A 22082-nucleotide genomic window follows, 5' to 3' on the forward strand; every position below is an offset into this window, starting at 1 on the left:
TGGGGCCCTCGGACTTGGGGCCTCAAGTGTCCGTTCGCGCTCAGCCGGCGCTGTTGTTGCGGGGGAGGAGATCCGGCTGGTTAGATCCGGTCTGCGCCGCCCGGGCCGGGGCGGTTGGCGATGACGGGGGACATGCCGGTGAAGCCTTCGCGGGCCTCGGCGATCTCGTGGATCCGTTTGCGGCAGGCGTACCAGCCGGCGACCATGAGTGCGATGGCGATGAGCGTGACCACCAGGGTCAGGGGTGAGTCGATGAAGACCATGACCAGCACGCCGACGAGGAACAGCAGCGACAGGTAGCCGGTGTAGGGTGCGCCGAACATCCGGAACGAGGGGCGTTTGAGCCAGCCCTTGTCTGCCCAGCGCTTGAGCTGGATCTGGCAGAGGACGATGGTGGCCCAGGTGACGATGATGCCCACGGAGGCGATGTTCAGGACGATCTCGAACGCCTGTGAGGGGACCAGGTAGTTCAGTGGGACGCCGAGCAGGGAGACGCCGGCGGTGATGGCGATGCCGCCGTAGGGGACGCCGGCCTTGTTCATGCGCTGGGCGAATTTGGGGGCGGAGCCGGCCACGGACATGGAGCGCAGGATCCGGCCGGTGGAGTAGAGGCCGGCGTTGAGGGAGGACAGGGCGGCGGTGAGGACCACGAGGTTCATGATGACGTCCACGCCCTGGATGCCGATGGAGCCGAAGAAGGTCACGAAGGGGCTGACGCCCTTTTGGTAGGAGGTGAAGGGCAGGAGCAGGGCGAGCAGGATGACGGAGCCGACGTAGAACACGGCGATCCGGAAGACCACGGAGTTGATGGCCTTGGGCATGATCTTTTCGGGGTTTTCGGTTTCGCCGGCGGCGGTGCCGACGAGTTCGATGGAGGCGTAGGCGAAGAGGACGCCCTGCATGAGGATGATCATGGGCAGCAGGCCGTTGGGGAAGATGCCGCCGTTGTCGGTGATGAGGCTGAATCCGGTTTCCTGGCCGGGGACGGGGGTGCCGAAGATGACGAAGTAGGTGCCGATGATGAGGAACGCGACGAGGGCTGCGACCTTGATGATGGCGAACCAGAATTCCATTTCGCCGAAGACCTTGACCGACACGAGGTTCAGGCCCAGGACGACGACGAGGGCGGTTAGTGCCCAGACCCACTGTGGTACGTCGGCCATCCAGGGGACGTAGTTGCCGAAGAAGTTCATGTAGAGCGCGGCGGCGGTGATGTCCACGATGGTGGTGGTGGCCCAGTTGATCCAGTAGAACCAGCCGGAGACGAAGGCTGCCTTTTCGCCGAAGAATTCGCGGGCGTAGGAGACGAACGAGCCCGAGGATGGCCGGTGCAGCACCAGTTCGCCGAGGGCGCGCAGGATCAGGAAGGCGAAGAAGCCGCAGACGGCGTACGCGATGACCAGGGACGGGCCGGCGGCGTTGAGCCGGCCGCCGGCGCCGAGGAACAGGCCGGTGCCGATCGCGCCGCCGATCGCGATCATCTGGATCTGCCGCGGCTTCAGGCTCTTGTGGTAGCCCTTGTCCTCGGCATGGAGAAGGTTTTCGGTGGCGTGTGCCTGGGCCGGAACCGTGTGGTCTGTGATGGGTTGATTACTCATGGGAGTCCTTTGATTTCCTGTTGGGGGAAGGAATCTGGGCCCACAACCGCGGGGTTCCCTAACCGAGCTTGCGAGGTTAGGGGCGGCTGGGGATTACTTGCTGAGGTTTGCCAGGCGTTCGGGGCTGAGGAGTTCCTGCAGTTGGGTTTCGGTGAGGAGGCCGTGTTCCAGGACCAGTTCGGCGACGCCGCGGCCGGTGGCGAGGGCTTCCTGGGCGATCGCGGTGGCGGTGGCGTAGCCGAGGTGCGGGTTGAGGGCGGTGACCAGGCCGATGGACTGTTCCACGGTGAGGCGCAGCCGTTCGGTGTTGGCGGTGATGCCGCGGACGCAGCGGGCCGTGAGGGTGCGGCAGGCCGCTTCGAGGTGGGTGATGCTTTTGTGCAGGCTGTGCACGATGACCGGTTCGAAGGCGTTGAGCTGGAGCTGTCCGGCTTCGGCGGCCATGGTGATGGTGACGTCGTTGCCGATGACTTCGTAGGCGACCTGGCTGACCACTTCCGGGATGACGGGGTTGATCTTGCCGGGCATGATGGAGGATCCGGACTGGACGGCGGGAAGGTTGATCTCGCCGAGGCCGGCACGCGGTCCGGAGGAGAGCAGGCGGAGGTCGTTGCAGATCTTGGAGAGCTTGACGGCCACCCGCTTGAGCACGCCGGACAGGTGGACGAAGGCGCCCACGTCCTGGGTGGCCTCGATGAGGTCCACGGCGGTGACCAGGGGCAGTCCGGTGATCTCGGCCAGGTGCCGGCAGGCGGCCTCGGCGTAGCCGGCGGGGGCGTTCAGGCCGGTGCCGATTGCGGTGGCGCCGAGGTTGATTTCGTGGATGAGCAGGTCCGCCTCGGCCAGCCGCTGCCGGTCCTCGACGATGGTGACGGCGTAGGTGCCGAATTCCTGGCCGAGGGTCATGGGGACGGCGTCCTGGAGCTGGGTGCGGCCCATTTTGACGACGGTGCGGAACTCCAGTGCCTTCTCCGCGCACGCTTCCTCGAGTTCGGCCAGCGCGGAGAGCAGCTCGCGGGCGGCGAAGATGGTGCCGAGCTTCACCGCGGTGGGGTAGACGTCGTTGGTGGACTGGCTGAGGTTGACGTGGTCGTTGGGGTGCAGCCGGGCGTAGTCGCCCTTGGGGTGGCCCAGGATTTCCAGGGCGCGGTTGGCGATGACCTCGTTGGCGTTCATGTTCGACGACGTGCCGGCGCCGCCCTGGATCACGTCGACGACGAACTGCTCGCTGAGCTCGCCGTTCATCACGTCCGCGCAGGCCTGTTCGATGGCGGCGGCGCGTTCGGCGTCCAGCAGCCCGAGTTCCAGGTTGGTGCGGGCCGCCGCGAGTTTCACGGCGGCGAGGCCGCGGACCAGGTGCATGTTGCTGGAAAGCGGCTGCCCGGTGATGGGGAAGTTTTCCACGGCGCGGAGGGTATGGACTCCCCAGTAGGCGCCGGCGGGGATGTCGCGGTCACCGAGCAGATCGTGCTCAGAACGGACGGCCAGCGTTTGGGCGTCCGGCAGGGTTTGGGTTTCGGTCATGTGGTGCAGTCCTTAAAGAACGTCGTCGGTCGGGGACAGGATGGAAAAGTCTGCGGCCTGCAGCAGGCCCACTTGGCGGCCTCCGCCAAGGACCGCACCGGTGGCGATGCCGGCCAAGGCGGAGGTGTCGACGTCGAGCGCTTCCAGCGCGCGGACGGTGACGGGCATCCTGGCCCGGTCACCGCCGTCGGAAATCTTGACGGCGACGGCGCGGCCGTCCGGCAGCCCAACCAGCTGGATGCCTTCGAAGCCGTCCTTCGCGAGGGCGCCGGGCAGGAGCCGCATGAGGTCCGTGACGTCGCGGCCCTGGCCAGCCACCATTTCCGGGTGGCGGCGCATGGAATGCGCGACGGCGGCTTCCGGGCTTTCGGGGGCGGACGCACCGTCGGCCAGTTCAGCCGAGGCGAGGCGGCCGAAGGCGCGGGCCATGCCGGCGAGCGTGAGGGCGAACAGCGGGGTGCCGCAGCCGTCGGTGCTCACTCCGGCGGGTTCTTCGCCGGTCAGGTCGGTGACGGTTTCGGCCACGAGCTTCTGCAGCGGGTGGGACGGGTCCAGGTAGCCCTGCACCGGCCAGCCGTTGATGACACAGGTGGCGGCCATGGCGGCGTGCTTGCCGGAGCAGTTCTGGGCCAGCTGCGTGGGACGGCCTCCCTCGCGCAGGTATTCCTCGCGCTCGGGGACGCCGTAGGGCAGGTCGGAGCTGTTTTCGAGGGCGGCGGGCGTGAGGCCGTGGAGTTCCAGGATGCGGCTGGCGCCGTCGAGGTGCCGGGCTGCGCCGGAGTGGCTGGCGGCGGTAAGGGCCAGCAGGTCGGCGGGCAGGTCCAGCCCGGCGCGGACCATGGCCACGGACTGCAGCGGCTTGAGGGAGGACCGGGGGTAGAACGCAGTTTGGGGTTCGCCGGCGGAGAGCAGGGTGTGGCCGCCGGGGGCGGTGGCGATCAGGGAGCCGTAGTGGACGCTTTCCACCAGGCCGTCACGGGTCTGGAAGGCGAGGGGCTCGTGACGCGGCAGGATCGCTGCGGCGGGCGGAGCGGAAGGGTAATGGCTTGCCGGCATGGCGGGGGAAGGCATGGCGTCCTCTGGGTTGCGTGTTGACTTGAGTTGGTTGTGGCGTGGCGGCGTTGGGTGCGGCTGGCCGGTTCGGCGCGACCGGAAACCCGGGTCCGCTGCCTGCCGGGGGCTTACTTGTTGAGGATGGAGTCGAGGGCTTCGCCGACGGCGCGCAGGTGCTCGCCCATGGCCGCGCTGGCGTCAGCTGCGGAGCCGGCTTCGATGGCGTCGAGAATGAGGCGGTGTTCGACGTCGGAGGCGTGCTGCCGGTCGGCCACCATGTTGAGGGTTTCGGACTGGTGGGCCAGGGCGTCCCGGATGTCAGCCACCACGCTTTCGAACACCTTGTTGCCGCTGGCGCGGGCAATGGCTGCATGGAAGCTGGAATCGAGGGCGACCCAGGATTCGGGATCGGTTTCCGCGGCCATCGACGCCATCATGCCGCGGAGGATTTCCAGGTCCTCCGGGGTGCGGCGCTCTGCGGCCAGGCCGGCGGCGGGGACTTCAATATGCGGGCGGGCCTCGGTGAGGTCCCGGGCGGAGAACTGGCCCAGGACGAGGTCGTTGGCCACGTGGTCGGCGACGACGAACGTGCCCCGGCCGGTCTTGGTCACCGTCAGGCCGAGGGCGGTGCAGGAGCGCAGGGCCTCGCGGATCACGGAGCGGCTCACCCCGTACTGCGAGGCCAGGGCGGCTTCAGAACTGAGCTTGGCGCCCACAGCCAGATTGCCGCTTTGAATGTCGCCGCGGATTGCGTTGAAGACAGCTTCGGCCGCGCTGAGGCGTGCCAGCGGGAAGATGCTTGCGCCGCTGGGTTGGCCATCGCTCTTCTGGCCTCCTAGCTGTCCGGCTGTCCGGCTGTCTGACAGGTTCACGATTAAGAATATGGCACGGGTCACAGGCAGGTGTCAACCGGAGTGCATTCGCGCCCAGGTCTTAGCCCATTTCGCGCAGAATATTTCGCCTGCCCAGGCCGACAAAACGGGGGGTTCTGGCGGCCACTCCCAAGCTTTTTACAAGTTGTCCCGTTGAATATGTTCCGAGGGGGAGTGCACGCAAGTTGCCAGTATCGCAGCAGCAGGCGCTTCGACTTCTCGTATCCGGCCGGGAAGGTTGCTCGGGATTGGCATAGGCAAACAACTTCATTAAGTGGTGAGGCTAGTGACCATCCCTATGCATACCGGCGTTCAGGCTCGCAGAAAAACGCGGAATCCATGGCTCCATGTACTGCTGGCAGCGCTGCTGCTTGCGACGGGTGGTCTGGTGGTGCCGCTCCCGGCGTCGGCTGCTGTGGGTGATGTTGGCGTTGAGGGTCTCTCGCATTCGGGGACAGGGACGCCGACGGGCACGAAGCGGCAGACGAATGCGCTGTGGTTCAACGACGGGCTCTGGTGGGGGAACCTGTGGGACACCGCAAGCCAGGATTTCCATATCTTCCGGTTCAATTCCGCTACCAGCTCGTGGGTCAATACGGGCGTGACGACGGAGACGCAGTCGAGCACCCACCATGATGTGTTGTGGGACGGTACGACGCTGTTCGTGGCGAGCTACCGGTTCGTTAATGACGGTCTGCCTGCTGAAGCGAACTTCCCGTCCATGATGCGGCGCTATAGCTACAACTCGAGCACCAAGACCTACTCGCTGCTGAGTTCCACAAGGATCCACAACAACAAAGTTGAAACCATGTCCATCGACAAGGATTCGACGGGTCGGGTGTGGGCCACTTGGCAGCAGGGGAACCGGATCTTTCTGAACGTCACTGGCACGGATGGCACGACGTGGGGGACGCCCTTCGCGCATCCTGCGTCATTGGGCAATGTGTCTGTGGACGACAATTCAGCCCTGATCGCGTTCGGACCCGGCAAGATGGGCCTGATGTGGAGCCGGCAGGTCGGCGACGCCACTGACGGCATGTACTGGAGCTCCCACGTCGATGGAGCGTCGAGCACAACCTGGACCACTCCTGTCGCGGCGGTGTCGGGGCAGCGCAGCGGTGATGACCATATGAACCTGAAATGGCTGGACTCCTCGAGCGGTCAGGTTTTCGCCGCTATCAAGACGTCGTTCACCTCGGCGTCCCAGCCGCTGATCCAGCTGTTGGCATTCAATGGCACGGCGTGGTCGGCGCACACGATTGCCACTGTGGCCGAGTGCCCGAACCGGGTGGTCGTCATGATCGATGAGAGCACGCAGAGGCTGCGTACCTTTGCCACCTATCCGAAGCCGAGCGGCACGACGAACGCCGGTGTCTGCACCAGCTCGGGGGGTGCGATTTACGAGAAGTCCGCGCCCCTGAGCAACATCAGCTTCAGCACCGCGAAGACGGCCCGTATCGTGGACGCGGACCAGTATGTCCACAATGTGACGTCGACGAAGCAGAACCTCAACAGTGCGGCCCGGCGCACGGCCAACAGCGGGCTCCTCTTGCTCGCCGATGTGAACGCCACGAGCCGGTACTGGCACTATTACGACCCAAGCGGCGGCGGCGCTGATACCACGGCTCCGACGGTGACAGGTACCGCTCCGGCTGCCGGTGCGACCGGTGCAGCGGTGACGGCGAATGTGACGGGATCATTCTCGGAAGCGATGGACGCGTCGACGGTCACGGCGGGCACGTTCACGTTGAGGGATGGGGCGACGACGGTGCCGGCCGCTGTGACGTACAGCAGCACGAACAGGGTTGCGACGTTGAACCCGGATGCCTCCCTGGCGGCGGGCAGGACATACACGGCGACGATCAGGGGCGGCTCCAGCGGCGTGAAGGACGTTGCCGGTAACGCGTTGGCGTCGGACAGGACATGGACCTTCACCACTGCTGCCGTGGGCGGCGGCACGTCGGAGACCGTCACGCTAACGGCCACCGCTGACAGCTACGTGTCGAGTGGGGCCACGGGGACGAACTTCGGTTCGGGCACCACGCTGGTCGCGGACAACAGCCCGGTAGAGACCACGTACCTGAAGTTCGACCTGTCGGCCTATGCGGGCAGGACGCTGCAAAGCGCGACGCTTCAGCTGCGCAGTGCCGGGAATGCCTCGACCGGAAGGCAGGCCGTCAAGCTGGTCGCCAGTGACAGCTGGACCGAGGGCGGAATCACCTACAGCACCCGTCCGGCGCTCGGCGCCACCACCCTCGGCACGCTCGGCCCGACGGCGGTCAACACCAGCTACAGCGTTCCGCTGACGGTCGGCGGCCTGGCCGGCGAGCTCGGCCAACAGCTCTCGCTGGGTATGGATTCCAGCAGCGCAGACGGCCTGGACCTGAACTCCAGGGAGGCCGGCAGCACCGCCGCACCCAAGCTGGTGCTCACGATGAGCCAGTAGGCGGACACGCGGCCGACGCCGTCCACACCAGCAACTCCATCAGACCGACACCACAGAGACAGGGGACGATCATGCGCACCTCGCACAGCAAGGCACTGCACTTCGACATACACGGCCGCGTCACGATCCGCGTCGACGCAAAGGCCCCGGCGGCGGCCCAGCTCCAGAGCATGTTGGCGTGTTTCGCCAGCGACACCGAGCGCCCGGCCGACATCGTCGTCAACGACCGGCCGGAGCCGATGCCGGATGCGGGTTTGGTCGAGCACGAGCTTGCGTACACGGACACCAGCGTGCGGTTCCAGGACGACCGGGTCCAGGTGGTGAGGGACGGAGGGCAGTGGCGCATTCATGGGCCGGGTGAGCTGCTGACCTCCGTGGTCCCTGTTCTCGACGCCGCCATGGTGGGCCGGGGCGCCGCCATGATCCACGCGGCAACGATGGCTTACCGGGGCCACGCGATCGCGCTTCCGGCCGCCGGCGGGACCGGTAAGACGAGCACCGTCGCCAAGCTGATGCGGCGCGAAGGGTGGTCGTTCATGGGCGACGACTGGGCCTTTCTTGCCGAGGACGCAACGCTCCTGGGCTACGCGAAGCCGATGTTCATCAAGCCGCACCACCGTGCCATCTACCCGCACCTGTTCGAAGGTGTCCGGAAACCCCTCATCCCCTCGCGGCTCTCGGGGAGCGTCGGCCGCCTCACCACGGTGGTGCACCCCTACGTCATCCGCTATCCGCGCCTCGCGGACTTCTCCCGACGATGGTCGCCGGAGCACCGCATGGTCGAGCCCGGGACGGCGTTCCCGGGGCGGGAGCTGACGACGGCGGCCCCGCTCGCGGCCGCCGTCTACGTCGAGCGCTTCGAGGGCGCCCGGTCCCGGCTCGTCGAGCGGACGAGCGAGTGGATGGTCGACCGCATGCTCGGCAACTTCCACATCGAGATGGCGGGCTTCTCGCAACGGGTCGTGACCGGCCTGGCGGCCACGACCGTCGTCCCGTGGCGCGAGCACTTCGCGGCGAAGGGACTCGTGCTGAGCAAGGCACTGGACGGACGGCCCTGCCATCTGCTCCAGGTGCCATCGGCATATTCGGCGGACGAGGCGTCGGACGACATCGTCCGGTATCTCGAGCAGCTGCTGCCGTCGGTCCTCGACGAGCTGGCCTGAGGGGGATACCGTGGGTCGCAGCCCTGCTGAGGTCACCGCGGTCGTTCCGGCCCGCAACGCGGAGCACCTGCTCCCGCGTTGCCTGGAGGCCCTGCGTCAGTCCGGTGTCGCCGAGATCATCGTGGTGGACGGATGCTCCACCGACCGCACCGTACCCATCGCGCTCGAGGCCGGTGCCCGCGTAGTCAGCGACGACGGACGCGGCCTGCCATGGGCCCGGACGCTCGGTGTGCGGAGCAGCAATACCCGTTGGGTCCTGCTCGTTGACGCCGACGTCGTGTTCGGGCCCACAGGGGTCGCCGACCTGCTCACGGAGCTCGTGGAGGGCGGCTACGACGCCCTCCAGGCCGGCCTCGAGAGTGTCGCCGGACCCGGCTTCTGGGGGCAGGCGCTGGCGAATCACCATCGCACCGGCCGTAGCCGCCACTGGTTCGGGCTCGTGGCGACCATCGTCGACAGGGACCTGATGCTGGGAGTGGGGTTCGACGACTCCTTCAAGTCGGGCGAGGACATCGAGCTGCGTTGGCGGATGCGGGATTCCGGGCTGCGAACGGCGGTGTCACGCCGGGTCCTGGTCGAACACCGTTTCGCCGCAGACGACTTCGACTTTGCGCTCGACCAGTTCCTCATGGACGGAACGGGACTGGGACGGATGATCCGCAAGCACGGCTGGCGCGGTGCGAGGCTGGCGCTGCTGCCTGCTGCCGCGGCACTCCGGGGCAGCGCTTTGAGCCTGGCTTCGGGTCAGCCACGGTGGGTGCCCTACTACGCGGCCTTCTGCTGGTGGAACTACGTGGGCGTGGCCAGGGGGCTTACGTCGTGAAGGCCAAGCGGGGGATAGCAGTCCCGGACGCCCCGGCCGTCCGGCACTCCGCCCTGCGCAGCTCGCTCGGACTCGTCGCGGCCAAGGCCGCCCAGACGGGTGCGGGTTTCGCATTCTGGATTGTGGCCGCGCGCGCGACGTCCGACCGTGAGGTCGGGCTCACCACGGCCGCGGTCTCGGCGGTGATGATCTGCACGCAGCTCGCGGTGCTGGGAGCCGGGTCGGCCGTAATCGTCTCGGTGGGGCGGGGGGAACCGCCCGCGCGGGTGCTGGACGCGGCATTTGCCATCGTTGGGGTCGCCGGCACCGTGCTGGCCCTCGGCTACCTCGTGCTGCAGTCGGCCATAGCGCCGGACACGGCCTCAGCATCTGTTCTTTTCTGGGCCACGTTCCTCGTGGCTGCCGTCACCGGCACGCTAGTCATCGTGCTGGACCAGGCGCTTGTGGCGTTAGGGCGGGGCGCCAGTGCGACCCTGAGGTACTCGTTGGGCGGCGGCGTCGCACTCGGGGCTGCAGCGCTGGTGGCCTGGCGCGCGCACGGCGCGCCCGCCGACGTACTGATGGCCTGCTGGACGCTCGGGACGACCGTGGCGTGCGTCGTTGGCGCGGTCCAGCTGCGACGACTGGTCGGCTACCGGCCGCGGCCGTCCTTGCGGCGGGCCCGCGGCGGTCCGCTGCTGGCGCTGGGCATTCCGCACCAGCTCCTTACTCTCACCGAGCGCGCCCCCGGGCTGGTGTTGCCGCTCCTGCTCGCGCACATGGTGGCGCCGGAGGCCGCTGCCTACTGGTATCCCGCATGGATGATGGCCTGGGCCGCCTACACCGCTCCGGTGCTGATGGGCATCGTCCAGTTCTCCGAGGGTGTCCGAGACGCGGACCGCCTGGTGTCCACCACCTGGGCGAGTCTCCGGTGGTCGCTGGCCCTGGGAGGCGTGGCTGCCGCCATCCTCGTCCTCCTCGCCCACCCGCTGCTCAGTCTGTTGGGGGAGCGGTACGCCGATTCGTCGGCCGGTGCTCTGCGGTGGTTGGCGGCCGGGCTGGTGCCCTACGCGGTGCTGCAGGCCTACAACGCCGCATGCCGGGCCCGCGGCCGCTACGCGGAGGCGATTGTGGTGGGAGTGACACTCGGAGTCGCCCTCTGCACCGCCGCGCTGTCGGCAGCTGACCGGGGGGCCAGCGCCATGGCCCTCGCATGGCTGGTAGTGCTCACCATCGGGGCCGCGGCGGCCGGCATCAGGCTGGTCACCGTCCTCCGCCGCGCCACGCAGGACGCGCGATGACCGGCATCCTCGGTGCGGCCAGCCGCACCGAGGGACGCCGGGAGACCCGTGACTTGTGGTGCACGCTGGCGGGTGTCGTGGCGCTGGCGCTTGCCGCGGGGGCCGCCTCCACGGTGGCCGTGCCCGTGAACAGCGGGCTGGGGTTCTTCGCCGTGATGCCCTATTCGTTCTGCGCGGGGGTCCTCATTGTGAACGTCGCATTCCTCGTAGCGCTGCGGGGTGATGCTGCCGGACCGTCGCGCCGCCGGTGCATGATGTGGGCCGCCGCAGTGCTCGTGCTCGTGCTCTTCGGGGCTGCAGCGTTCGTGCCGGACGCACCGCAGGGTGAGCTCGCGTTCCGTCAGCTCGGCATTGCCGACACGTTCTCCCGCACCCAGGCACTCGACCCGGACATCGCCGGGTACCTCAATTGGCCGGGACTCTTCGCGCCGCATCGAGGCCAAGGCTCGATGCGCCCTGCCAGGCACCGGGTAGCCCCCGCGCTGCAGGCTTCCCTGCTGAATATGGCGCTGCAGAGCCCCAGCCGTCCTGTGGACGATGTACTTGCTCCCCTTCCTTCCGCGAATACCGGGACTGCCGGTACGGGCACGGGCTACGCGGCGCGCTGGTGGCTCCTCAGTGACGTCCACCTGGGCCCCTCGGGCGACGACCCCCGGTGCCCAGGCAAGGCGCTGTCTGATTTCCTGCGCCACGAGGTGCTCGCAGACGACGGCCCGCAGCAGCATGTCGCCTTTGTCGGTGACACCTTCGAGCTGGTCGGATTCACCGAGGACGAGAGCCTGGCCCGGCTCGACGCAATCCTCGCCCGCCACCCGGAGGCGTTCTGTGCGCTGGAGGCGTGCGCGGCGCGCGGCGTGCAGCTGCACTTCGTGTGCGGCAACCACGACGTTGAGCTGGCCCGCCCCGCCGTTGCCGCCCGACTGTCGGAGCTGCTGTCGCCCGCCGAGCCGGCGCGGGTCCGTGTGTACCCGTGGTTCCTGCATGTGCCCGGTGTGCTCGTGGCCGAGCATGGGCACCAGCACCACGCGCTGCATCGAATACCGGAGGTGCTCCGCGCGGCCGACACCGGGACCGACGGGCTGGACCTGCCGCCACTCGCCGCCTGGAACGCCGATCCGTCGAGATCGCGCCTGAGCCGTGCCGGGGCCGTTGTCCGGGCCTGCCTGGCGTCCGAGCGGGCGGAACGCCGCGTCCGCGCGCTCGCGTACGAACAGCTCTTGCAGGCCGAGTCACTCCGGCTCGCGCTGGAATGGGTGGCGGTCCGGGACCTGGCGCGCCTGTCCAGGTTCCGGACGTTGTCGGCGCTCCCGGTCGCCGCGACCCGCATGGTGCTCGCGGCCGCCGGTCGTCGAGTCACGGGTGAGAGGACTCCTGCCGCAGCGGGCCGGGTCGCACGGACCCTCGAGGCGCACGGCGCCGGGGTGGCCTGGTACGTATCGGGCCACACCCACCGCGCCGCCGAGTCGCCGCTCGGCTCGTGCCCCACCCGGTACGTCAACACCGGCACCTGGAGTTCGGACGTCCGCGGTCACGGACCTGACCAGGCGGACCGTCGGGCGTTCCCGTACGCAGTGGTCGACGTCGGCTGCGACGGCACGACCGATGGCGGGCTGCGGTACTGGCGTCCCGCCGGTGCATGAGCCGTACCAGACGCTTTGGAAACCGGTACGAGCGTTCCGATAGCATCCTGCTCATTTCTGGAATGAAGGAGTACGATGTGGATGGAAACGAAAACGGCACGATCGTACCGGCGCGGGAGCGGATGTGGCCCAGGATTTTGCAGTGGAGCTTGCGGCAGCTGTCCGCGCCCGCCGTGACGCCCTCCGCCTGAGCCAGCAGGACCTCGCGGACATGGCCGGGGTCTCAGAGCGTCTGGTCCGCTTCGTGGAGCAGGGCAAACCGACCCTCCGGCTGGACACCCTTCTGGCCGTGCTGGAGACGCTTGGCCTGGAGCTAAATCTTGGAATCCGGGCCCGGGACGCCGCCCAAACCCTGGTGACGCACCCGCCGTCGGCCATCCCCGGAAACGAACCCGAACCGGAGCGCCGGCCGTGAGGCACCGCATCGCGGACATCTACAAACGCGGCGTCCTCGCGGCCCGGCTGGAACGGCACGACGGCGGCACCAGGTTCAGCTACCTGCCCGCCTACCTGGCGAGCGGCCGCCCCGCCGTGGCGAGTTCCCTGCCGCTCACCGCGGAGCCGGTGCTCTCCGGGGCAGGGGCGGCGCCGCCGTACTTCACCGGGCTGCTCCCGGAGGGCCGGCGGCTGAATGCGCTGCGCCGGTCCATCAAGACCAGCGCGGACGACGACCTCTCGCTGCTCATCGCCGCCGGCGGCAACCCGGTGGGCGATGTGCAGATCGTGGGCCACGGCGAGCCGCTTGACCCGGAGGAGCACGCCGTCGAGGTGGACCCGCGCAGGCCCGTGGACTTCGACGAGCTGCTGGGGGACTCCGGCCTGATCGATCCGGTGGCGCTCGCCGGCGTGCAGGACAAGCTGTCCGCCGGGATGATTTCCATGCCCGTCGCCAGCGCCGGACGCCGCTTCATCCTCAAGCTCAACGCCCCCGAGTTCCCGCACGTGGTGGAGAACGAGTTCATTATGTTCCGCTACGCAGCGAAGCTGCGGATTCCGCTGAGCCACGTCCAGCTGATGCGCGACGTCGCCGGCCGGCCGGGCCTGCTGGTGGAGCGGTTCGACCGCGTGCCGCTGGAAGGCGGGCCAGGCAGTCCAGGCAGTGAAGGCGGGCCAGGCAGTGCAGGTGAGGACGCGGTGCAGCGGCTCGCCGTCGAGGACGGTGCCCAGGTCCTGAAGCTGTACCCGGCGGACAAGTACAACGTGGGGTTCGGAACGGTGTGCCATGCGCTCGCCGAATATTGCGCGGCGCCGCTGCCGGCGCTGCGGAACCTTGCCATCCAGGCCGCCTTCGCGCTGCTCAGCGGCAACGGCGACCTGCACGCGAAGAACGTGTCCATGGTGCAGCAGCCGCACGGGGAGTGGTCCATCGCGCCCGTCTACGACATCCCCTCCACAGTGGTCTACGGGGACAAGACGCTGGCCCTCACGCTCGGCGGAAAGCGCAGCGGCATCTCCCGCAAGCACTTCCTGGCCTGGGCCACAGGCCTCGGGCTGCCCGAGCGCACCGCCGTGCAGGCGGTGGGCCTGGCGCTGAAGGCCGCGGGCCCGCTGCTCGCGGACCTGGAGGCCGGGACTGCCTTTGCGGCCACGGCTTTCGTTTCACCGGACACCGCTCCAAAGGCGGCCGCTTCCAAGGACACCGCTCCAAAGTACGACGTCGGCGCCTCGCCTTTTCCGGACATGGTCACCAGGGCGTGGGTCAAGGAGTTGAAGCACCGCCGGCGGCTGCTGGAGGGCTAAAACCGTCGTACCAGTTGAGTACGCGCAGCGCGCGAAGCGTGTTCCAGCGGCTGGGGCGCCCGTCCCCGTCTTCCATGGCGAAGTGGATGCGGCCGGGGTGGGTGTTCTCGAGCAGCCAGGTCCCGTCGGGCTGCCGTTTTGAGCGGAGCAGGCCGATGGCCTCGGCAAGGCGGGTATCGGGCGGTCCGCCCGCATCCGGGAGGGAGGTGTCCGGGATGGATGTGTCCTGGAAGTACGCGTCGCGGAAGTAGTCGAGGCCGCGGAGCGCGTCATAAAACCAGCGGGTCGGATAGGAGAACCGCAGCCAGTCCGGGTCCACCAGCTCTCCGGTGCTCTTGCGCCGGAGCAGCCCACGTTCCAGCAGATACTCCTCGCCACGCTTCCGCGCGGCAACGGACTCCGGAGTTCCGCCGGTGGCCCGTTCGTGTTCCAGCAGCCCTTCCAGCACGTTGATGGTGGTCGCGAACGATGAGCGGACGGACCCCCGCTCCGCCTCGCAGTTCCAGCCGCCGTCGTCCAGCTGCTCGCCGAGGAGCCGCTGGACGATCCCGTCGACGTCCTCGCCGAAGTAGGCTCCGAGGGCCACGGCCTTGCCGTTGATGCAGGGCTCCACCTCACCGTCGAAGAACCGCTGGCCGCCTTCTTCCCAGCGGCTGTTTTCCCGGACTTTCACGACCGCGGCGCGGGCTTCTTCGCTGCCGGGGTCGAGCCCCAGATCGCGCAGGAGCAGCAGGCTGTAGGTGGTGGCGGTCCACGGCTGGCCCGGCTCCGAGCCGTTATACGGCACCGGAAAGAAGGTGCCGCCGTCCCACTGGCCGTCGCTCCCCTGGAGGGCGAGCAGGCGCGCGCCCCAGCCCTCGGTGGCCACGCGGGCACGTTCGGCGTGCACGTCTTCGGCCGGAGCCTCCGTCAGGTCGCGCAGGACCTGCCACCTGATCGAGGGGTCGGAATCGAGCAGCCAGTCGAGCACGCGGTTACCGGGCCGGAATCCGGAAGCTAAAGGTGCTGGATGCCCGCGCGCTGCATGGCGTCCTTGTAGACGTCCACGCTCTTGGTCAGGAGCTCTTCCTGCTTGGCCTCGGAAACAGCAAAGGCCCGCCCGCCGAGCGCGCTGGCCTTATAGATTTTGATGCCGTTGTTCTTAAGTGAGGAGTGGTACGTCTTCTCGAAGAGGGTCAGGAAGGTGGCGGCATCGGTCCCGTGGGCGATGATGGCCGAGACGCGCCTGTTGATCTTCATGAACTGCCGGAAGGGGCGCAGGCCGTCCGTCTTTTCCTGGACGCTGAGGGCCGAGGGCATGTCCGGGTCGCGCACCCAGGGGTAGGCGTTCCACGGCATGACGTAGCGCGGGTCCAGTTCGGCGAGTTCGTAGATCTGGGTGGCGCGCCGGGCGGCCTCGTCGTCATTGAAATGGGATACGAAGCCGGACTCGGTTCCCTTGCCCGGGCTGACCTGGAGGCTGACAATCCGGCATTCGTCCTCGTCATGGACGGGGTCGATATAAGGAACGGTCGATCCCGGCTTCTTCTCCATGAGTTCATCGCACAGTTGGGTCACTGCTGCGATGTTCGGTTCCTGTAGCAGGGCTTTCTTTTCGTCCCAGTCAATCGTCACGATTTCTCCCTTAGCTGCATGGCGTCCAAGAATCAGGCGTCTTAGGCCACTCTACGCTTTTGACGGTAAGGGTGGGTGGGGGAGTTTGCGCCGACCGAACAGGACTTCTAAACCCCGGCGCCCCGGAACGTGAACCGGCCTGCCACGAGCGTTGCAGCGACAGGCATTCCGGCGAACACGGCATCGGGGGCGGTGAGGGGATCCGCATCCAGCACGGCAATATCCGCCACGTCCCCGGCCCGGATCCGGCCGCGGCCCCGTGTCGACGCGAGCAGCGCTTCCTCCCGGGTCAGGGCCTGCTCCGGGTGCCACGGGCCGCGGCCGTCGTTCCGCTCCCGCGCCGTCGCCGCGGACATCGCCAGCCACGGATCCAGCGGAGCCACCGGTGCATCGGAACCCAGTGCCAGCCTCGCACCCCCGTCCAGCAGTGAGCGCAGCGGGAAGGCCCGGTCAGTGCGGCCGGCCCAGTTCGCGTCGGCGGCGTCGCGGTCATCGAGCGCGTGGGCGGGCTGGACGCTGGCCGTCAGGCCGAGCCCGCCGAACCGTGAGAAGTCCTCCTGCCGCACAAACTGCGCGTGCTCGATCCGGCCGCCGGTCCCTACTTCGGCGAAGGCATCCAGCGCAACCTGGTTGGCGCCGTCGCCGATGGCGTGGACCGCCGGTACAAAGCCCGTCTCCCGGGCCCTGCCGAGCAAGGCAACCAGTTCGGCCTCGCTCACGGTCAGGATGCCGTGCCCGCCGTGCGGATACGGGTCCACGCAGAAGGCGGTACGCGTGTTGAGGGAGCCGTCGATGAGCACCTTCAGCGGACCCACCCGCAAAAGTCCCGCCCCGCCGTCGATCTCCTGCCCTGTCCGCATCCCCGCAGCGGCCGCCCGCTCCAGGTCCTCCGGATACACGCCCGCGTCCACTCGCAGAACGTTGAGCCCGCCGGCGATCCGGCGCAGCCAGACGTCGCGGTTCCACGTCATCTCCAAATCCACGACGCCCACAACTCCGCGGGCCGCGGCTTCCCGGCCGGCCGTATTCACCCAACCGTCCACGACGGCGTCGGGCAGCATTCCGAGTTCGCGCGTGACGGCGAACGCCGGCTCCTCGCGGAGCAGGCCGTCTGCCGGGAGCTCAACACCATATCGCCGCGCGGCCGCTGAATTCAGCCAGACGCAGTGCAGGTCGTGGCTGATCAGGGCCGTGGGCACTCCCCGGGTGGCGTCGTCAAGCATTTGCGCGCTGGGGACGTCGCCCCACACGGCGTCCCGGAACCCCGCGCCCACCACCGTCACGGCCGGGTCCGGTTCGGGGCCCGCCGTAATCCGCTTCCGGACAAGTTCGACGGCGGCCCCCGCCGAAGCGGCGCCGGACAGGTCGATCCGGTTGGCGGCCAGCGCCCACTGGGTCATGTGGACGTGCTCGTCCCACAGTCCCGGAATGACGAAACGACCCTCAAGATCCAGCACCTGGGCACCCGCTGCCATGAAATCTTCGTGGCGGTCCCCGGCTGGGGTGATCGCGTCGATGCGGCCGTTGCGGATATGCACGTCGGAGAAGCCTGTGTGGCCGGGCAGCCGCACGGCGGCCAGCACCATGTCCGCGGGGATCGGGTTTTGGGCTGCTGGGTGGTCCTGGCTTTGATGGTGGCGGCTGGAAGGCATACGAACAGGCTAGGCAGCTATTCGGCCGCCGCCAATCCACGCCTCTTCCCAGCGCTGGCCGGAGGGTGCATTCTGGACGTGACACGGTTCCGACGATGAAGTCGGGGAGGCGTTGTACGCATGAACTTGAATATCCGGTCCTGTCATATGTTCCGGCCGGGTGAACGTGGGCAGCGGCTGCCCGCCAGGGGGACGTGAGCGCCGTGGACATCACCGCCAGCCATCACCGCCTTAAAGTCGTGGTCCACATTGACGCGAACATGGAGCGCGCCTGCATCGAGGTCCGCGGGACCCTGACGCCGGCCAACATCCGGGCGCTTTACGTTGTAGCGCGGCGCGCCAGGACTCTGCTGCCGGGCAAGGAAATCATTCTGGACCTGTCCATGGCCCGTGCCGCCACGGAAACCATCACCGCGCTGCATGATCCCGCCCAGCTCACCCAGCTCAGCGGCGAAGGCACGTCCGAGAAGCCTTGCCGGCTGAGCATTCTGGACCCCCGGCCGGGCATCCACCAGCACCCGTCATTCACCCACGGACGCGGTGACCATAAGCACGGTGACCATCAGCACGGTGACCACAAGCATCCTGACCATAAACACGTTGAGGCCCCGGCACGCAGAACCCCGGAACGCAGCCCCGAGCAACCCGCCGCCCGCTCACGCACCGCGCAACCCACTGCCGCGCGATCAGGTACCGCACAACCACGCCCCGCACAACCAAGCGCGAAGCAACCAGGTACAGGGCAGTTAAGCACGGCGAAACCACGTGCCGCTCAATCGCGCACGGCGCGGTCGCGCTCCGCGCAGTCAGGCGACGTCCACGCAGCTGCCGTGGCACCGGGCGCCGCCCAACCCAGCGATGCCGAACCGCGGGCGGCAGCCCGCCGCAGGGCCCGAGATAAGGAACCGGCATGAAACCTGGCCGCATGGTGATGCTCGTCCTCGGCACACTCGCCGCACTCCTGGGACTGGGGCTGCTGGCGGGCGCAGCCGGGGTTGGCTGGCTCAACTTCCAGCAGCGCGACGAAGGCTACTTCACCACCCAGTCGCACAGGTTCGATGCGGCATCTTCCGCCATCACCTCCGCCGGGCTGGACGTCATGGTCAGCGGCAGGCTGCCGGACGTCATTCCGTCGGACACGGCGGGCAGCATCCTGCTCCGTGGGTCGGCAGCCAGCCCGGGCAAGGGAATTTTCATCGGCGTCGCACCGCAGCAGGACGCGGCGCGCTACCTCGACGGGGTCAAGCGCTCGGAGATCCGGGAACTGAACCTGCGCCCGTTCAGGGTCGACTACACCGAAGTGCCCGGCACCCGGACCCCGGCCCGCCCCGGAGCCCAGAACTTCTGGGTCGCCTCCGCCGAGGGCACCGGTACACAGGAACTCAAATGGAACATCCTCCCCGGCAGCTGGACCGTGGTGGTCATGAACGCCGATTCCACCGCCCCGGTGTCCGTGGATCTGCAGGCCGGCGTCCGCTCAGACCTGCTGTTGCCGCTGTTCCTGTGGCTGCTCATCGCCGGGATCGTGCTGCTGGTCATCGGTGTCCCGCTGATCGTCGCAGGTGCCATGGGCCTGGGACGGCATGGGCCGCCGCCGCACGTTCCACCGTCCTCCTACCCGCCGGGCCAGTATCAACCCCAGTACCAAACCGGCCACTATCCGCCCGGTCATCCGCTTGCAGGGCAGGCCCCGTCAGCGGAAACCCCGACGGCGGGACTTCCCGCCGCTGCCGGCGCCACCGGTCCGTTCGCCAGCTCTTCCGTACCCGGGGAGAGGCCGGGCGTACCGCCCGGCGCGGCGGTGCCACCCGGAGGTGCAGCCGTCCCGCCCGGCTATGCGGCCGTGCCGCCGGGCAGCGCAGGTGTTCCCGGCACCGCAGGCCCTCCAAGCGCGCAGCCGGGCCCGTACCCGGCAGCTGCTTATCCGGCACCTGGCTATCCCGCCCCCGGCGGTGGGGCGGGCGCACCGCCGCCGCCCGCCGTCGTCGACCAATTTGAGAACCCGAGGTACCCGGCCCGCCTGACCGGCCACGTGGACCCTGCGCTATCCCGGTGGATGTGGCTGGTCAAATGGTTCCTCGCCATCCCGCACCTGATCGTCCTGTTCTTCCTCTGGTTCGCGCTGATTGTGACCAGCATCGTGGCGTGGTTCGCGATCCTGTTCACCGCCCGTTATCCGCGCTCGCTGTTCAACTTCAACGTGGGCGTGCTGCGCTGGAGCTGGCGGGTGTCCTTCTACGCGTTCACGGCGATCGGCACGGACCGCTATCCGCCCTTCACCCTGGCCCGCACCGACTATCCGGCCGACTTCGAGGTGGACTATCCGGACCACCTGTCGCGGGGCCTCGTGCTGGTGAAGTCCTGGCTGCTCGCCATCCCGCACCTCGTGATTGTGGGCGTGCTCGTGGGATCCTCGCGTACCTGGGTGGCGGCGTCGGACGACGACTTCGCCGGTGCCGGCCGCTACTCGGCAGGCAGTGCGGTTTCCCTGCTCTCGCTCCTGGCCTTCATTGCCGGGGTCATCCTGCTGTTCACCGGCAGGTACCTCCGGACCCTGTTCGACCTGCTCATTGGCCTCAACCGCTGGGTCTACCGCGTCCTGGCCTACGTGGCGCTGATGCGGGACGAGTACCCTCCGTTCCGGCTGGACATGGGCCCAGCCGATCCGGGCGAAGCCCCGGCCTTCAGCCCACCAGCCACTCCACCTAGAGGGCCATCATGAAACTCACCGTTCACACCTTCGTGAGCCTCGACGGCGTCATGCAGGGCCCGGGCGGCAGGGAGGAGGACACGAGCGGCGGCTTCGAATTCGGCGGCTGGGTGGTCCCGCTCTTCGACGAGGACATGGGCAAAATCGTGAATGGGTGGTTTGCCGAAGCCGACGCCATCCTCCTGGGCCGCACCACCTACCAGATGTTCCAGCCCTACTGGGAGCAGGTCACGGACCCGGACGACGCCGTGGCCAAGGCGCTCAACAGCCTGCCCAAGTACGTAGTGTCGTCAACGCTCACCGAGGCCACCTGGAACAACACCACCATCCTCCCGGCGAATTTCCTCGAGGCCGTGGACGACCTCAAATCGGGCCCGGGCCGGGAGCTCCAGGTCCACGGCAGCTACCGGCTGGTCCGTGCCCTGCACGACGCCGGCCTGGTGGACGAATACCGGCTGATCATCTTCCCGGTGGTCCTGGGCCAGGGCAAGCGGCTCTTCGAACCCGGCATCACGCCGTCGGCCTTCACCCTGGCCGGGAGCAAGGCGACGTCCTCAGGGGCCGTCCACCTGACCCTGCTGCCGGCCGCCTTCGGTGCCGCCGACCTGGAGGTGGGGGAGTTCGAGGTGCGGGAAGGCCGGGAGCAGGTCAAGGACTGAGGCGGCCGACGCCAGCCCGGTCCCCGTCAGCCCTGCCCGCGCAGGCGCTCCATTTCGCGGCGGTCCTTCTTGGTTGGACGGCCGGTCCCGCGGTCCCGCTGCGGCAGCCCGAGCGCCGGGGCCACCGGCCGGGGAGGCGTGTGGTCCGTGAAACAGTGCGACGCTGCCTCCGCGCCCACGCGCTTGGCGATGAGCCGGCGCACTTCCAGGATGCGTTCATAGCCGGGCTGGCGGACGCGGACGGTGTCGCCGGGCACCAGTGACTGCGAGGCCTTGGCCGGGTTCCCGTTGATGCGGACATGCCCGGCGCGGCAGGCGGCGGTGGCGGCTGACCGTGTTTTGTAGGCGCGGATGGCCCACAGCCAGGCGTCGACGCGGACGGAGCTGGGGGCTGAGGGAAGGCTGCTCATGGTTGCCGCCGAGTATAGCCGGGCGGCTGCTGGCCCGGACCGGTGGCTTGGCGCGCCGAGACGTGAGGTCTCATCGTTTTCGGCGGGCCTAAGCGTCGAGATCTCACCCCTCGGCGCGGAGTCGCGCGGAACCTACGCGACGAGGACGGCCGCGGCCGAGTCCATGTGCTCGAGGATGGTGTTGCGGGCCAGGGTGGCGTCGCCGGTTTCGATGGCGGCGACGATGTCGTTGTGCCGGTCCACGCTCATGTTCCGCACGCCCTTGTCGAGCCCGGCGAACATGATGGACATCCGAATGGACCCTTCCAGCGATTCCCACGAGTGCAGCAGGGTCTCGTTGCCGGTGAGGCGGCACATGGTGCGGTGGAAGTCGAGGTCGGATTCGACCCGCTCCTCCATGGTGCCGTGGGTTGCCGCGTCCATGGCCTGGATGGCGGTGCGGAGCGAGCCGATGACGTGCTGGCGGTCCGGAAGTTCGCAGAGCGTGCGGGCAGCGAGGGATTCCAGCGCGGCGCGGACGGCGTAGATGTCGCGGATTTCCTTGGCATCCAGGTGGCGGACGGAGAGCCTGCCGCGGGCGCCCGCGGACACGAGGCCTTCCTGCTGGAGCTGCCGCAGGGCCTCGCGGAGCGTGCCGCGGCTGATCTGCAGCATCTCGGAGAGCTCGGTTTCCACCAGGTGGCGGCCGGGTTCGAGCGCTCCGCTGGTGATGGCGGTGCGTAACGCGGCCAGCGCCTGCTCGCGGAGGCTTTTCTTTTCCAGTCCCAGAAGGGCTGCTGTGGCCATCGGATTCTCCCCAAGGTCAGAGGTCAACTGTTTACAGTTGCCGTGTTAACAATGATGCCACGGCAGGAGCGCTGGGCCAGCTATTGTGCCTGCGCTCCTGCCGTGGCGGCGT

General features: G+C 68.3%; 19 protein-coding genes. 10 read left to right on the forward strand and 9 right to left on the reverse strand.

Translation table 11 applies throughout. The annotated features are described in order from the left end of the window. Positions 1–80 precede the first annotated feature (80 nt). From R5O87_RS14850 to R5O87_RS14865, 4 genes are all read right to left on the reverse strand, one after another. A complete protein-coding gene (locus R5O87_RS14850; RefSeq protein ID WP_462836312.1) occupies positions 81–1598 on the reverse strand; it encodes an amino acid permease in 1518 nt (505 codons plus the stop codon). A 93-nt stretch (positions 1599–1691) separates the two neighbouring features. Further along, entirely contained in the window at positions 1692–3122 is a 1431-nt protein-coding gene (locus R5O87_RS14855) for an aspartate ammonia-lyase (RefSeq protein ID WP_410557957.1), read from the reverse strand. A 12-nt stretch (positions 3123–3134) separates the two neighbouring features. Then, on the reverse strand, positions 3135–4193 hold the full coding sequence (locus tag R5O87_RS14860; RefSeq protein WP_410557958.1) for an asparaginase: 1059 nt from the start codon (positions 4191–4193) through the stop codon (positions 3135–3137). 110 nt (positions 4194–4303) lie between these two features. Continuing rightward, entirely contained in the window at positions 4304–5047 is a 744-nt protein-coding gene (locus tag R5O87_RS14865) for a FadR/GntR family transcriptional regulator (protein WP_410557960.1), read from the reverse strand. Positions 5048–5333: 286 nt separating this feature from the next. Between R5O87_RS14865 and R5O87_RS14870 the strand changes: the two genes are divergently transcribed. The 7 genes from R5O87_RS14870 to R5O87_RS14900 all read left to right on the forward strand — a co-directional run bounded on the left by R5O87_RS14870 (position 5334) and on the right by R5O87_RS14900 (position 14139). Then, the gene (locus R5O87_RS14870) at positions 5334–7493 is read left to right on the forward strand and encodes an Ig-like domain-containing protein (protein WP_410557961.1); all 2160 of its coding nucleotides are present in this window, start codon (positions 5334–5336) and stop codon (positions 7491–7493) included. Between the two features lie 71 nt (positions 7494–7564). After that, positions 7565–8656, forward strand: coding sequence for a hypothetical protein (locus R5O87_RS14875; protein ID WP_410557962.1), 1092 nt, complete (start codon positions 7565–7567; stop codon positions 8654–8656). 10 nt (positions 8657–8666) lie between these two features. Beyond that, a complete protein-coding gene (locus R5O87_RS14880; RefSeq protein WP_410557963.1) occupies positions 8667–9479 on the forward strand; it encodes a glycosyltransferase family 2 protein in 813 nt (270 codons plus the stop codon). Next, a complete protein-coding gene (locus R5O87_RS14885; RefSeq protein ID WP_410557964.1) occupies positions 9476–10759 on the forward strand; it encodes a lipopolysaccharide biosynthesis protein in 1284 nt (427 codons plus the stop codon). The genes R5O87_RS14880 and R5O87_RS14885 overlap by 4 nt, the downstream gene beginning before the upstream one ends. After that, positions 10756–12399: a metallophosphoesterase family protein gene (locus R5O87_RS14890; protein ID WP_410557965.1), complete on the forward strand. Its 1644-nt coding sequence runs from the start codon at positions 10756–10758 to the stop codon at positions 12397–12399. Before R5O87_RS14885 ends, R5O87_RS14890 begins: the two co-directional genes overlap by 4 nt. Positions 12400–12541: 142 nt before the next feature. Then, positions 12542–12814 (forward strand): type II toxin-antitoxin system Y4mF family antitoxin, encoded by a 273-nt coding sequence (locus tag R5O87_RS14895; RefSeq protein ID WP_410557966.1) that lies wholly within the window; start codon positions 12542–12544, stop codon positions 12812–12814. Further along, positions 12811–14139, forward strand: a complete 1329-nt coding sequence (locus R5O87_RS14900; RefSeq protein ID WP_410557967.1) for a type II toxin-antitoxin system HipA family toxin — start codon at positions 12811–12813, stop codon at positions 14137–14139. The genes R5O87_RS14895 and R5O87_RS14900 overlap by 4 nt, the downstream gene beginning before the upstream one ends. Here R5O87_RS14900 and R5O87_RS14905 read toward each other — a convergent pair. The 3 genes from R5O87_RS14905 to R5O87_RS14915 all read right to left on the reverse strand — a co-directional run bounded on the left by R5O87_RS14905 (position 14099) and on the right by R5O87_RS14915 (position 17405). Then, complete coding sequence (locus R5O87_RS14905) at positions 14099–15109, reverse strand: hypothetical protein (protein ID WP_410557968.1); 1011 nt, start codon at positions 15107–15109, stop codon at positions 14099–14101. The two genes, R5O87_RS14900 and R5O87_RS14905, sit on opposite strands and share 41 nt — an antisense overlap. Positions 15110–15135: 26 nt before the next feature. After that, complete coding sequence (locus R5O87_RS14910) at positions 15136–15753, reverse strand: uracil-DNA glycosylase family protein (protein ID WP_377991438.1); 618 nt, start codon at positions 15751–15753, stop codon at positions 15136–15138. 107 nt (positions 15754–15860) lie between these two features. Beyond that, a complete protein-coding gene (locus tag R5O87_RS14915; protein ID WP_410557969.1) occupies positions 15861–17405 on the reverse strand; it encodes an amidohydrolase in 1545 nt (514 codons plus the stop codon). A 194-nt stretch (positions 17406–17599) separates the two neighbouring features. Between R5O87_RS14915 and R5O87_RS14920 the strand changes: the two genes are divergently transcribed. The 3 genes from R5O87_RS14920 to R5O87_RS14930 are packed head-to-tail and all read left to right on the forward strand — an operon-like array spanning position 17600 to position 20774. Beyond that, positions 17600–18319 (forward strand): hypothetical protein, encoded by a 720-nt coding sequence (locus tag R5O87_RS14920; protein WP_410557970.1) that lies wholly within the window; start codon positions 17600–17602, stop codon positions 18317–18319. Continuing rightward, positions 18316–20127 carry a DUF4389 domain-containing protein gene (locus R5O87_RS14925; RefSeq protein WP_410557971.1) on the forward strand — a complete coding sequence of 604 codons (1812 nt, stop codon included), beginning with the start codon at positions 18316–18318 and terminating at the stop codon, positions 20125–20127. Before R5O87_RS14920 ends, R5O87_RS14925 begins: the two co-directional genes overlap by 4 nt. Then, positions 20124–20774 carry a dihydrofolate reductase family protein gene (locus R5O87_RS14930; protein WP_410557972.1) on the forward strand — a complete coding sequence of 217 codons (651 nt, stop codon included), beginning with the start codon at positions 20124–20126 and terminating at the stop codon, positions 20772–20774. Before R5O87_RS14925 ends, R5O87_RS14930 begins: the two co-directional genes overlap by 4 nt. Positions 20775–20800: 26 nt before the next feature. On the opposite strand, the gene R5O87_RS14935 is transcribed toward R5O87_RS14930, so the two are convergent. Together R5O87_RS14935 and R5O87_RS14940 are read right to left on the reverse strand one after the other, a co-directional pair. Next, positions 20801–21184: an RNA-binding S4 domain-containing protein gene (locus R5O87_RS14935; protein WP_410557973.1), complete on the reverse strand. Its 384-nt coding sequence runs from the start codon at positions 21182–21184 to the stop codon at positions 20801–20803. Positions 21185–21316: 132 nt separating this feature from the next. Beyond that, positions 21317–21970 (reverse strand): GntR family transcriptional regulator, encoded by a 654-nt coding sequence (locus tag R5O87_RS14940; RefSeq protein ID WP_410557974.1) that lies wholly within the window; start codon positions 21968–21970, stop codon positions 21317–21319. Positions 21971–22082: the final 112 nt, after the last annotated feature.

It is taken from the genome of Arthrobacter globiformis, from assembly GCF_046536215.2.
Classification (GTDB): Bacteria; Actinomycetota; Actinomycetes; order Actinomycetales; family Micrococcaceae; genus Arthrobacter; species Arthrobacter globiformis_E.

Coding starts and splice junctions, on each gene's coding strand:
- R5O87_RS14890 (WP_410557965.1), top strand. CDS start 10,756: ATGACCGGCATCCTCGGTGCGGCCAGCCGCACCGAGGGACGCCGGGAG.
- R5O87_RS14940 (WP_410557974.1), bottom strand. CDS start 21,970: ATGGCCACAGCAGCCCTTCTGGGACTGGAAAAGAAAAGCCTCCGCGAG.
- R5O87_RS14860 (WP_410557958.1), bottom strand. CDS start 4,193: ATGCCTTCCCCCGCCATGCCGGCAAGCCATTACCCTTCCGCTCCGCCC.
- R5O87_RS14915 (WP_410557969.1), bottom strand. CDS start 17,405: ATGCCTTCCAGCCGCCACCATCAAAGCCAGGACCACCCAGCAGCCCAA.
- R5O87_RS14850 (WP_462836312.1), bottom strand. CDS start 1,598: ATGAGTAATCAACCCATCACAGACCACACGGTTCCGGCCCAGGCACAC.
- R5O87_RS14855 (WP_410557957.1), bottom strand. CDS start 3,122: ATGACCGAAACCCAAACCCTGCCGGACGCCCAAACGCTGGCCGTCCGT.
- R5O87_RS14935 (WP_410557973.1), bottom strand. CDS start 21,184: ATGAGCAGCCTTCCCTCAGCCCCCAGCTCCGTCCGCGTCGACGCCTGG.
- R5O87_RS14930 (WP_410557972.1), top strand. CDS start 20,124: ATGAAACTCACCGTTCACACCTTCGTGAGCCTCGACGGCGTCATGCAG.
- R5O87_RS14875 (WP_410557962.1), top strand. CDS start 7,565: ATGCGCACCTCGCACAGCAAGGCACTGCACTTCGACATACACGGCCGC.
- R5O87_RS14925 (WP_410557971.1), top strand. CDS start 18,316: ATGAAACCTGGCCGCATGGTGATGCTCGTCCTCGGCACACTCGCCGCA.